This window comes from Streptomyces sp. NPDC048584 (assembly GCF_043199595.1).
GTDB classification, from domain to species: Bacteria; Actinomycetota; Actinomycetes; order Streptomycetales; family Streptomycetaceae; genus Streptomyces; species Streptomyces edwardsiae.
In genome coordinates, this window is the sequence record NZ_JBICWF010000008.1 from 80,521 (window position 1) to 91,477 (window position 10,957).

15 protein-coding genes are annotated in these 10,957 nt (G+C 66.6%); 9 read left to right on the forward strand and 6 right to left on the reverse strand.

From position 1 onward, the window contains the following. Positions 1 to 22 precede the first annotated feature (22 nt). Positions 23 to 1,387 (forward strand): DUF445 domain-containing protein, encoded by a 1,365-nt coding sequence (locus ACGFR9_RS19065; RefSeq protein ID WP_393209755.1) that lies wholly within the window; start codon positions 23 to 25, stop codon positions 1,385 to 1,387. Between the two features lie 125 nt (positions 1,388 to 1,512). Here ACGFR9_RS19065 and ACGFR9_RS19070 read toward each other — a convergent pair whose 3' ends face one another. Then, the gene (locus ACGFR9_RS19070; protein WP_030224709.1) at positions 1,513 to 1,815 is read right to left on the reverse strand and encodes a hypothetical protein; all 303 of its coding nucleotides are present in this window, start codon (positions 1,813 to 1,815) and stop codon (positions 1,513 to 1,515) included. 265 nt (positions 1,816 to 2,080) lie between these two features. Here ACGFR9_RS19070 and ACGFR9_RS19075 point away from each other — a divergent pair, with 265 nt between their 5' ends. The 5 genes from ACGFR9_RS19075 (at position 2,081) to ACGFR9_RS19095 (ending at position 5,264) form a co-directional block, all read left to right on the forward strand. Continuing rightward, complete coding sequence (locus ACGFR9_RS19075) at positions 2,081 to 2,455, forward strand: VOC family protein (protein WP_030224707.1); 375 nt, start codon at positions 2,081 to 2,083, stop codon at positions 2,453 to 2,455. 57 nt (positions 2,456 to 2,512) lie between these two features. Further along, positions 2,513 to 3,097, forward strand: coding sequence for a sugar O-acetyltransferase (locus tag ACGFR9_RS19080; RefSeq protein ID WP_311646213.1), 585 nt, complete (start codon positions 2,513 to 2,515; stop codon positions 3,095 to 3,097). 16 nt (positions 3,098 to 3,113) lie between these two features. Further along, positions 3,114 to 3,659 carry a TetR family transcriptional regulator gene (locus ACGFR9_RS19085; protein ID WP_311646212.1) on the forward strand — a complete coding sequence of 182 codons (546 nt, stop codon included), beginning with the start codon at positions 3,114 to 3,116 and terminating at the stop codon, positions 3,657 to 3,659. 45 nt (positions 3,660 to 3,704) lie between these two features. Beyond that, complete coding sequence (locus ACGFR9_RS19090) at positions 3,705 to 4,163, forward strand: TIGR03618 family F420-dependent PPOX class oxidoreductase (protein WP_030224698.1); 459 nt, start codon at positions 3,705 to 3,707, stop codon at positions 4,161 to 4,163. A gap of 258 nt (positions 4,164 to 4,421) precedes the next feature. Further along, on the forward strand, positions 4,422 to 5,264 hold the full coding sequence (locus ACGFR9_RS19095) for a phosphotransferase (RefSeq protein WP_311646209.1): 843 nt from the start codon (positions 4,422 to 4,424) through the stop codon (positions 5,262 to 5,264). A 55-nt stretch (positions 5,265 to 5,319) separates the two neighbouring features. Here ACGFR9_RS19095 and ACGFR9_RS19100 read toward each other — a convergent pair whose 3' ends face one another. Continuing rightward, positions 5,320 to 5,541 (reverse strand): DUF397 domain-containing protein, encoded by a 222-nt coding sequence (locus tag ACGFR9_RS19100; protein ID WP_311646207.1) that lies wholly within the window; start codon positions 5,539 to 5,541, stop codon positions 5,320 to 5,322. Further along, complete coding sequence (locus ACGFR9_RS19105; RefSeq protein ID WP_311646205.1) at positions 5,542 to 6,387, reverse strand: helix-turn-helix transcriptional regulator; 846 nt, start codon at positions 6,385 to 6,387, stop codon at positions 5,542 to 5,544. It lies immediately after the preceding gene. 215 nt (positions 6,388 to 6,602) lie between these two features. Between ACGFR9_RS19105 and ACGFR9_RS19110 the strand changes: the two genes are divergently transcribed. Then, positions 6,603 to 7,325 (forward strand): ATP-binding protein, encoded by a 723-nt coding sequence (locus ACGFR9_RS19110; RefSeq protein WP_393209763.1) that lies wholly within the window; start codon positions 6,603 to 6,605, stop codon positions 7,323 to 7,325. On the opposite strand, the gene ACGFR9_RS19115 is transcribed toward ACGFR9_RS19110, so the two are convergent. Further along, positions 7,226 to 7,504 carry an HNH endonuclease gene (locus ACGFR9_RS19115; protein ID WP_393210415.1) on the reverse strand — a complete coding sequence of 93 codons (279 nt, stop codon included), beginning with the start codon at positions 7,502 to 7,504 and terminating at the stop codon, positions 7,226 to 7,228. The two genes, ACGFR9_RS19110 and ACGFR9_RS19115, sit on opposite strands and share 100 nt — an antisense overlap. On the opposite strand from ACGFR9_RS19115, the gene ACGFR9_RS19120 reads away from it, so the two are divergent. Both ACGFR9_RS19120 and ACGFR9_RS19125 read left to right on the forward strand, forming a co-directional pair. Next, positions 7,397 to 7,771 (forward strand): hypothetical protein, encoded by a 375-nt coding sequence (locus tag ACGFR9_RS19120; RefSeq protein ID WP_311646276.1) that lies wholly within the window; start codon positions 7,397 to 7,399, stop codon positions 7,769 to 7,771. The genes ACGFR9_RS19115 and ACGFR9_RS19120 overlap by 108 nt on opposite strands. A 365-nt stretch (positions 7,772 to 8,136) precedes the next feature. Then, a complete protein-coding gene (locus tag ACGFR9_RS19125) occupies positions 8,137 to 9,357 on the forward strand; it encodes a DNA (cytosine-5-)-methyltransferase (RefSeq protein WP_311646201.1) in 1,221 nt (406 codons plus the stop codon). A gap of 1 nt (position 9,358) precedes the next feature. On the opposite strand, the gene ACGFR9_RS19130 is transcribed toward ACGFR9_RS19125, so the two are convergent. Next, positions 9,359 to 9,832 carry a very short patch repair endonuclease gene (locus tag ACGFR9_RS19130; protein ID WP_393210418.1) on the reverse strand — a complete coding sequence of 158 codons (474 nt, stop codon included), beginning with the start codon at positions 9,830 to 9,832 and terminating at the stop codon, positions 9,359 to 9,361. A 37-nt stretch (positions 9,833 to 9,869) separates the two neighbouring features. Continuing rightward, on the reverse strand, positions 9,870 to 10,934 hold the full coding sequence (locus ACGFR9_RS19135) for a NaeI family type II restriction endonuclease (protein ID WP_311646200.1): 1,065 nt from the start codon (positions 10,932 to 10,934) through the stop codon (positions 9,870 to 9,872). Positions 10,935 to 10,957 lie beyond the last annotated feature (23 nt).

A 10,957-nucleotide genomic window follows, 5' to 3' on the forward strand; every position in this document is an offset into this window, starting at 1 on the left:
GATCACCGAACGGGTGGAGCGGATGGAACGGACCGAAGAGGCCGAAGCGGCCGGCACGGCGGAAACCGGCGACCGGATCGCCGACGGGCAGCATGCCCCCGCCGGCGCCTTCGTGAACCGCGCGATGGCGACGTTCAGCCCCGCGGACGAGGAGAAGCGGCGCGGAGTGCGCCGTATGAAGCTCACCGCCACCGGGCTGCTGCTGTTCGTCGCCGTCGTCTACGTCCTCACCACATGGGCGTCGCACCAGGGCGCAGGCCCGTGGGCGGGCTATGTCGCCGCCGCGGCCGAGGCGGGCATGGTCGGCGCGCTCGCGGACTGGTTCGCCGTCACCGCCCTGTTCCGTCACCCGCTGGGGCTGCGGATCCCGCACACGGCGATCATCCCCACCAAGAAGGACCAGCTGGGCGTCTCCCTCGGCGAGTTCGTCGGCGAGAACTTCCTCTCCGAGGCCGTCGTACGGCAGCGGCTGCGCGCGGTCGGCATCGGCAGCCGGCTCGGCGCGTGGCTCGCCGTCCCGGAACACGCCGACCGGGTGACGGCGGAACTCTCGGCGGCGCTGCGCGGCGCCCTCACCGTGCTGCGGGACTCCGATGTGCAGGCGGTGGTCGGGGAGGCCATCACCCGCCGGGCCGACGCGCAGGAGATCGCGCCCGGCATGGGCAAAATGCTGGAGCGGATCGTCGCGGACGGCGGCCACAAGCGGGCCGTGGACGTCATCGTCACCCGTGCGCACGACTGGCTGGTGCTGCACAGCGACACGGTGATGGACGCGGTCCACGGCGGCGCGCCCGGCTGGACGCCCAGGTTCGTGGACCGCAAGGTCGGCGAGCGCGTCTACAAGGAACTGCTGCGCTTCGTCACCGAGATGCGCGACATGCCGTCCCACCCCGCGCGCGGCGCCCTCGACCGGTTCCTCACCGACTTCGCCTCCGACCTCCAGTCCGACACGGACACCCGCGCCCGCGTCGAACGCCTCAAGAGCGAGGTCCTCGGCCGGGGCGAGGTGCAGGACCTGATCGCGTCCGCCTGGACGGCCGTACGGTCCATGATCGTGTCGGCGGCGGAGGACGAGCGCAGCGAACTCCGCCTGCGTGTACGTGCCTCGCTGCTCTCGCTCGGCGCGCGCATGTCGCTCGACCCGAAGCTCCAGGGCAAGGTGGACGGCTGGCTGGAGAGCGCGGCGGTGTACGTGGTCACCACCTACCGCAAGGAGATCACGTCCCTGATCACGGACACGGTGGCGGGCTGGGACGCGGAACACACGACGAAGAAGATCGAGGCCAACATCGGCCGCGACCTCCAGTTCATCCGCATCAACGGCACGGTGGTCGGCTCCCTCGCCGGCCTCGTGATCTACACGGTATCCAGAACACTGGGCGCGTAACGCTCCGCGCGGGTGCGTGGGGGGTCGTCCGCGCAGTTCCCCGCGCCCCTAGGGGGGCGACCCCGCCGCGGGTCCCCGAGCCCTTGCATGTCGGCCGGACGCCTCCCGGCCCGGGAGGGGCCGGCTCAGCCGCGCCGGTCGGCCACCGCCCAGGACGCCAGCGCCACCGCGCCCGCCACCCCGAACACCGCAGGCCACGCGCCCACCTTCTTCGACAGCGGGTGCGACCCCGCGAACGCGGCGACGTACGCCACCGTCAGCGCACCCGCGGCCTTGCCGCCGGCCCGCTCCCGCCACTGCTGCGCGGCAGCGGCCCCGGCGGCGGCGAGGACGACCCCGCCCAGCTGCCGCTTCCGGGTCCAGCGGGCCACGCCGTACCCTCCGACGAGCCCGCTCGCGGCCACCACGGAACTGGGAACCTTGGCCATGCCTGCCTACCTCCTGCCACACCGCCCACCCGGACGGCCTCTCACCGATCTCCGAGGCTAACGCCCCCGCAACCGGTTGGCGCATTCGCCCACGACCGTTCCCGGCAAGCCGCGCGCCACCCCCCCCGCCGCCCCCTGAAGAGCCATTTCCTCCCACCGGCCCGCCTCCACCGTCAAACGGTTGGACGCGCACCCTCCCCGGACGGCATCCTGCGACCGGCCGATCGGCCAAACGCGTCACCAACCGACCGTCCCCGGAGGACCGTTGAACCCCACCATCCGCCACATCACCTTCGACTGCACCGGCGACCCCTACGACCTGGCCCAGTTCTGGGGCGCGCTGCTCGGCAGGCCGCTCGCCGACGACGACAAGCCGGGCGACCCGGAGGCCTTTATCGCGGACCCGGACGGCGGTCCGGGCCTGCTGTTCGTCCGGGTGGAGGAAGGCAAGACCGCCAAGAACCGAATCCACTTCGACCTGCAGCCGAAGGGCCGCACCCGCGCGGAGGAAGTGGAGCGCGCCATAGCCCTGGGCGCCCGCCAACTGGCCGACCACACCCGTCCCGACGGCAAGGGGTGGATCACGATGACGGACCCGGAAGGCAATGAGTTCTGCGTGGAACGGGGTGAACGGGGCTAACCCTCACCCTCCCGGGGAGTGTACGGTCGTACACCTTCGAGGCGTACGATCGTACGCATGCCGACGGACGACTACTTCGCGAACGACCCGCGCACCAACCTCGAGCGCATGCTCGCGGGCGACCTCTACATCGCCGACGACCCGGAGATCGCCCGCCGGCAGCGCGAGGCCATGCGGCTGACCGCCCGCTACCAGGCCGCTTACCTGGAGGACCCCGCCGAAGCGCGCCCGATCCTCACCGAGCTGCTCGCCTCCGCCGGGGAGGACATCGACGTACGCCCGCCGCTGTACGTCGACTACGGCAGCAACATCAGCATCGGCGCCCGTACCTTCGTCAACTACAACCTGACCGCGCTGGACGTCGCCCGGATCACCATCGGCGAGGACTGCCAGATCGGCCCGAACGTCCAACTCCTCACCCCCACCCACCCGGTGGAGCCCCAGCCTCGCCGCGACAAGCTGGAAGCCGCGCTCCCCATCACCATCGGCGACAACGTCTGGCTCGGCGGCGGCGCGATCATCTGCCCGGGTGTGACCATCGGCGACAACTCCGTCATCGGCGCGGGCGCGGTCGTCACCAAGGACATCCCGGCGAACGTCGTGGCCGTGGGCAACCCCGCCCGCCCGGTCCGCACGCTCTGAGCCCCGTACACACTCCATGGCCACCGGACACACGGACCCCCACCGCCGCGCGCGCATCCTCGCGGCGGCGCTCGACCTGATCGCCGAGGAGGGCGTGGCCGGCGTCTCCCACCGCAAGATCGCCGTGCGGGCCGGGGTCCCGCTGGGCTCGATGACGTACCACTTCACCGGCATCGACGGCCTGCTGCTCGAGGCGTTCACCGGCTACGCCGACCACATAGTGACCGTCTTCGAACACCACCTGGCCCCCGCCACCACCCCCGACGAGGCCCGCGAAGCCGTCACCGACCTCATCCACACCCTGGCCGAGGGCCCCCGGCGCGACCTGATCCTCACCCAGGAGCTCTACACCCTGGCTGCCCGCCACGAGCCGTACCGCACACTGTGCGCCCACTGGATGGCCCGCAGCCGCACCCTCCTGGAGCACCACTTCCCCCCGCGCACGGCCCGCCAACTGGACGCCCTGATCGAGGGCTTGACCCTCCACCGAGCCCTGGACGACACCCCACCCGACCGCACGCTGACCCGCGACGCGGTGGTCCGCGTGACAGCGGTTTCGTAGCGCTGGGCGCGAAATTACCGCGCTCCCACCGCTGTTGACCCCGTCATGACCAACCGACCCGGGCCACGCCCCCTGTCCGACGAAGCCCTCTCCGACCTCCTCGCCCGACAGCAGTTCGGCACCCTCGCCACCGTCAAGCGCAGCGGCCACCCCCACCTGACCACCATGGTCTACAGCTGGGACCCCGAGTCCCGAACGGCCCGCTTCTCGACCACGGCAGACCGCGTCAAGCTCAAACACCTGCGCCACAACCCGCGCGCCGCGCTCCATGTGAACGGCGGCGACGTGTGGTCGTTCGCCGTGGCTGAGGGCGAGGCGGAGGCCTCGGAGGTCACGACGACACCGGGCGACGCGATCGGCCGCGAACTCCTGGGAATGATCCCGGAGAACGCGAGACCGGAGAACGAACAGGCCTTCCTGGAACAGCTGGTGGCCGAACGCCGACTGGTCATCCGCCTGAAGGCCGACCGCCTGTACGGAACGGCACTCGACATCGAGGGCTGACGGACGGAGGCCGGGGCGTTGTCAGTGGCCCCGGGTACCGTGCTCCGCGTTGGGCCGGACGGAGATCGTGAGGGACTCGCGGCCATGGGGGGTGGGTCGTACAGGCCCCGGCAGCCGGCTCGGGACTGTAGATGATTTGCCGTCACCTCACCCCCCATCCACATCCAACCGGCCCAAAAGGCGTTGCCGGGGCAGGCCGGATTGAATAAGGATCTCTCCGAGCCGCAAGAGCGCTCACGAGGCGACGGGGAGTACTGCATGGAGCCACCGGAACTCCGCCGAGCGGTCGAGGCGGCACGCGCCACGGCCGCGGAGCTGGGACTCGAGACCGACGACGTGACCGTCATCCACAACTCGGACCGCGTAGTACTGCGCCTACTCCCCTGCGATGTCCTGCTCCGGGTGGCCCCGCCGGGACACCTCGCCGACTCCGAGTTCGAGGTGGAGGTCGCCCGCGCCCTCGCCACCACCGACGCCCCGGTGGCGGAACTGGACCCCAGGGTCCCCCCGAAGGTCCATGTCCGCGACACCTTCGCCATCTCCCTCTGGACCTACTACGAACCGCTGGGCACGGACATCACCCCGCCCGCCTACGCGACCGCGTTCCTGCGGCACCACGCGGCGCTGCGCCACACCGACCTGAACGCACCGCATTTCACGGACCGGGTCACCGCGGCCCTGCGCGTGGTGAACGACGCGGACCAGTCCCCGGACCTCCCGCCGGCCGACCGAAGGTTCCTCGCCGACACCCTCACCGCCCTGAGCGCGGAAATCAGCACAGGCGGGGCCCCCGACCAACTGCTCCACGGCGAACCCCACCCGGGCAACCTCCTCAACACCACCACAGGCCCCCTCTTCGTGGACCTCGCCACCTGCTGCCGCGGACCGATCGAATTCGACCTGGCCCACGCCCCCGAGGAAGTGGCCGAGCACTACCCGGGAGCCGACCAGCCCCTGATCAACCGCTGCCGCGCCCTGAACTGGGCGATGTTCTCGGCCTGGCGCTGGCGCGAAGCCGACCAGATGCCGGACCGGGCCCACTGGAGAGCCGAGGGCCTGAACAAGGTCCGTACCGCACTGGATCGTTGCCGACGGGACTGACCCGAGCCAGAGGGCCACGGCCGGTCCCGGTCCCCTGTGTAGCATCCCGGCGAGGCTATGCCGTACGTGAGTTGGGTGCCCCGTTCGTCAGGGACCGTATGAACACGAGCCATGGTCCTCTCGCTACGTGGACCATCGGGCCGCCCGCCCACTTCGAGTCGCGTATGAGTGTGCCGTCGGCGGCGTGCGCGCATTCCACGCACTCGGTCGTGTTCGCGCCGCTGTACGTCGACTTGAACCAGGCGAGCTCACGACGGGTGGAAGGACGGGCGGGCATCTACAGCTCCTTGCGTGCGCGGTGGATCAGGGCGGAGGAGGCCTCCATGTCCAACGCTTGTGCGCGGAGGTACTCGAACGCAAGTCTGTATCGCTCCAGTTCTTCGTCCTTCTCCAGGAACAGCGAGCCGGTGTGGAAGTCCACGTAGACCACGTCGAGGGCTGACTCGGTACCGCCGATGATCACGAAGCTGCCGAGAGCGGCGCCATGAGCTCCGTTTGAGAACGGCAGCACTTGAAGCGTGATGTGCGGTGACTCCTGGATTTCGAGAAGTTGGCCGAGCTGCTCCTTCATGATCTCCGGTGAGCCCACGACCCGGCGGATCACGGACTCGTCGAGGATCGCCCACAGGCGAGGCGGCTTCGGACGCGTGAGGATCTCCTGCCGCTTCATGCGGATGTCGACCAGGCGCTCGATCTCGGCCGGTTCCAGGGGGATCTCGTTGGCCCTCTGCAGAGCGGTGCTGTAGGCGCGGGTCTGGATAAGGCCGGGGACGTAGACGCAGGAGAAGTGGTCTTCGCGTACGGCCTCGTCCTCAAGGGTGAGCAGGAGGTTCATGCTCTCCGGGATGGAGTCGGCGAACGAGCTCCACCACCCCTGCTGTTTGGCGTCCTTCGCCAGACGCACCACGGCCTCGCGCTCGGCATCCGCAGCCCCGTACTCACGGCACAGCGCGTCCACGACGATCCACTTCACCGGCCCAGCCTGTGTCTCGTACCGGCTGACCGTCGCCTTCGATACGCCGACCAGCCCGCCGGCCTCCTCCAGGGTCAGCCCTTTGCGGGCCCGCAACTTGCGTAGCATCGCGCCGAGTTGACGACGGCGTGTAGTGGTCCGTACGGACATGGAACTCCTCAAGCGCTCACCGGGCGGGTGCCCGGGGTGTGAACAGGCTAGGTAGCGCCGCAGCCCGCTCACTATGCGATTCACCCGATCGAGGCTCGTGAGAAGTTACACAGAGAGAGTTCTCTGTGTCATTCTCTGTGACGGACAGCTACGCAATGCAGCCGTTCGGATACGGCGGGCGCAGCATGCGCGTGGCACGGGAGGGAAAACCGCTCATGCCTGGAATCGACATCAAGGACCGTCAGCGCCGCTGCGTCCTGCCCTTTGAGGCACTGCCGGCGGAAGTACGTCTGCTGCGGCGGGCCGCCGCCACGCAGCTCGGGCAGTGGGGCGTTCCGACCGCCTGCGACGCGGCACAGCTCGTGGTGACGGAGCTGGCGACGAACGTCATCAAGCACGTGGGCGAAGGCTCGCCGGCGACCCTGATCCTGGAGTGGAAGCGCGAGCGGCTGCGTGTCGAGATGCACGACAAGAGCAGCGCCCTGCCCTCGGTGCGCACGGCCGACTGCGACGCGGAGTGCGGCCGCGGCCTGCACATGCTCGCCGCCATGACCGTGGACTGGGGGACGGTCGTCACCGCGCTGGGCAAAGCGGTGTGGTGTGAGATCGAACTGGGTTCGGACGCCGTGTGCCTGCGCATGGAGCGCGCCATTGACGCGCTGGAGAGCTATCGAGAGCGCGGCACGCCTGTCCTGCCCGGCCGGTGCGAAACGGTCATGGAGGAGTCAGCGGTCGAGCTGATCGCCGACCTGCTGCACTGGACATCCGCACGCGGCCTGGACCCAGACGACGTGCTGGACCGGGCGCAGATGCACTATGAGGCCGAAGCGGATGCCGCCTATTGGTTGGTCGCCTCAGCATGCTTTCGCATGAGTTCCCGGAGAGTGGCTGGCGTGCGCCAGGATTCTCCGGGGCGGGTTCTGTGGCACATGCGGTGACAGTTGGCACACAGGCATACAAGATCCTCCAGCCTGGTTTCCCTGACACCAGCGACGTAGAGGGGCGTGACATGGTGCACCTCGATGTAGCCGAGACCCAGCTCGCCGTACGTGCGGGCGAAATCGAAGGCGCAGACGTCACACTGCAGCGGGAGCCCTCGACGTTGTACGTGCTCGATCTTCCGGGCGCGGAGTCTGGGGTCCCGCTCGCGAACCAGCGCCCGGCGGACGAGGAGACGACCCTCTACGGCCGTTGCTCCCGTTTCGTCGACCTCGTCGGGCTGCGGCGGTATGAGGTGCAGTTCGCCAGAGCTGATGCTTTCCGCGAGGACTTCGGCTGCCTGGCACATCTCAGCTTCACGCTTGGTGAAAGCCTGGATCATGAGCAGGGTTGGGCTTGCCGCAGCGTGTGGCCTTACCGGTGTACGCACTGTGGTTGGTCATGAAGTCCGTGGTCTTGCGGCTCACGCTGTCCAGGGACCTGAAGCCCGGCAGGGCGCGGGCTTCGGCTGTGTGGAGAGGCAGCGAACGCAGCAACTCTGAGAGCTCCTGGACCTCCGGGTCCCTGGTGCGCAGCTCGCGCCAGCCGTTCCTCACGACCAGGGCCCCAGCAAGCACAAGTTCATCCTCGGTCCAGGCAGGTATCCGCATGCGCAATATCGTATAAGTGTTCGGCAGGGTAGAGGGTGCGTTCCAATAACTGCGGGGCGTGTTGCACACTTGGTCGGGTCTCGTTGTCAGTGGGGTCTGTCACCCTCAGTGATGGTGGATCGCAAGGTGTGTCTGCCACTGCACGGCTGTAAGGAGGGGCATGACCCACACGCAGGAAACTCAGGGTGCCAGTGCGGCGCCCATGGAGCCTCAGTTCACATCGATCGAAATCTGTGCTGGAGCTGGCGGGCAAGCCATCGGTCTTCACCAGGCAGGCTTCGGTCACCTGGCGCTGGTCGAGATTGATGCGCACGCGGTCGAGACGCTCAGGCTGAATATCGAAGACCACGAGGTATGGGCTTGGGAAAGAGAGCACTGCGACGTCCTGTCAGCAGATGTCAAGGAGTTTGACCCCTACCGAGATGTGCGGAAAAGTGCCGAGCTGTTGAAAATGCGGGGCTTGGACCTGCTGGCCGGCGGTGTGCCTTGCCCTCCGTTCTCCCATGCCGGGAAGCAACTGGGTAAGGATGATGAGCGAGACCTCTTCCCGCGCATGCTGGAGCTAGTTGAGGCCCTCAAGCCGCGTGCTGTCATGATCGAGAATGTCCGCGGAATTATGGATCCAAAATTCTCGGATTATCGTGACTGGATTACGGCCAGGCTTCAGGGGGGCACATATCGTGGCGATGATGGCCAAATGGCTGAGGAGTCCGGCCTCGGCTACACTCTCGCAAATTGGGGAGTCCTGGAAGCCAGTGACTTTGGGGTGCCACAGCTCAGGCCACGCGCCATTCTTGTGGCCTTCCGTGATGACGTCATCAAGGACTTGAAGTACGAGTGGCCGACGGCTACGCATGACGAACCGGTAAGCATTGCTGATGGACTTCAAAAGTCAATGCTCGAGCGTTATGCGCAGTACTTCGACGGGGTCCATTCGCGCCGGGCTCATGCGGCCTATGAGAGATGGTACGGGAAGGCGAAAGAGCGAGAGAATGAACTGAGAGGTAAGGGCGGAGGGGTTGCCCCTACCCTCGTAGGGGGTTCAAAGAAGCATGGCGGTGCGGATCTTGGACCAAGCCGCGCGAAAGCAGCTTGGCGCCAGCTTGGAATCTCCGGAATGGGCGTGGCAAACGACGCCGCCACGTGCAAGGTGAAGCAGACTGAGGAACGCGACCTATTTGGCCCGGACGGGCCGATGCTCACCGTGCGGCAAGCCGCGATTGTTCAGGGATTCCCAACGAGTTGGGATTTCTTCGGCGGGAAGACGGCGCAATACCGGCAGGTTGGTAATGCCTTCCCGCCGCCAGTAGCTAAGGCGGTTGGGCAATCTATTATCGATGTGCTTAAAGCGGCAGACGAGCGTGACCAGTCCGCACGCTGATTCAGCTGCACGGCTTTTCTCGCTGAATCGTGCTGCGGCGCCTTTCGACCTCATCTGTAATATGCGCAGCGCAATGCTCCGGTGGCTCGTGTTCCCAGAAGCGGAGCACCGTCCAGCCAGCCTTCGTCAGACGCTGATCGGTGTCCCGGTCACGAGCTATGTTGCGGGCAACCTTGTCTGACCAGTAGCCAGGGTTGGTTTTCGGCGGGACGTAGTGCTGAGGGCATCCGTGCCAATAGCAGCCATCGATGAAGACAGCCACCCTCGCCGGGCGGAAGACCATGTCTGCCGTCCGGCGAAGGTCGGGCAGGGGCCTGGCGGCCACCCGGTAGCGCAGGCCGTGAGCATGAACCAATCGCCTGATTAGCCTTTCAGGCGTGGTGTCGCGACTGCGGATGGCCTGCATGTTCCGGCGGCGGGCGGCTGATGAGGCCCAGGAGCCGACTGGCGGCTCCCAGGCATCTGGGCCGACCATTTCGGGCTCCACTGTCCCTTGGCCGCTGTCCGGTTGATCAGGATTCTTCTTCACCGGTGACCCTTGGTAGCCGGGGTGCTGTCATCACTGGGTCAGCGTCTCCTGCGAGCACCCAGCGGCGTCCTTCCAGCTCGACGTGGGGGTAGTCACCATGATGAGGCATGGCCTCGGTCACCCGGAAGCTTACAAACTCTCCTCGCTGCGGCACCTCGGCTCCAATTTGGCGGGCGATCTCCTGATGCTTGCTGTAGGGACCGACTATTACGATGCCTTCCTCGCGGAGCACCGTTCGAGCTCGGCCTGCGCCTTCCCGTAGACGCGCCATGTAGTCGAGTTGCTGTGCCGCGGTCCGGACGGAGCCTCGCCCGATGCGGCGGTTCTGGACCCTGCGGAACAATTCGATCACACGTCTCTGGCCCTTGCGGGGACCCTCGATGAGGATCTGATTGCGTGTGGCTTCAGGAAGATGAAGAAGTACGTTTTCTGGAAGTGGCGCATTGCGCCAGAGCCAATGGACTTTATCCTCGCGATGCTCCGCTTTCAAGGTTAGTTTCTTGTCGCGGTTACTGCCGACATTGAGCCAGTCCTTGCGTACCCGAAAGATTCCTGCACTCCAGTGACTCTGGTAATCATCCGCCCAGACAAGGAGGCATAGATGTCCCATGGCTTCCGGTGGAATCATCCATCCTCCGAAGTCCTGGGAGAACTTGCAGTCTACGTCGATTCCGAGGATCCGATAGTCCATGGGATGCTGGCCGTGGTCGCCTACGTCACCTCCGTCGGCGAACTTGAATTCGCGTTGCAAGTTGATTTCGACGAGGGTGCCGGCGTGGGTCTTCTCCGTTTTGAAGAGTTGCTTCCATGCGTACCGTCCGGTTGCCTCGCCATTCAGCAGCTGATCAATGGTGTCGCGGAGGACAGCAGCGAATCTGTTTCCGTCTGGATCGAGTGAATAGATGTAATCGGCCACCTTCTTGACGTCAAGGTCTTGCTCGTCTAATTCCTTGTGTGCAATGCGAGTGGCGGCTTGGGTGATGGCGTCTTCATCGAAGGGCAGCAATTTCTCTCCTTTTGACGGAAGTTGAAGGACGGCCTTGCGCATGTGGGGCCAGGAGAGCTCTGTGC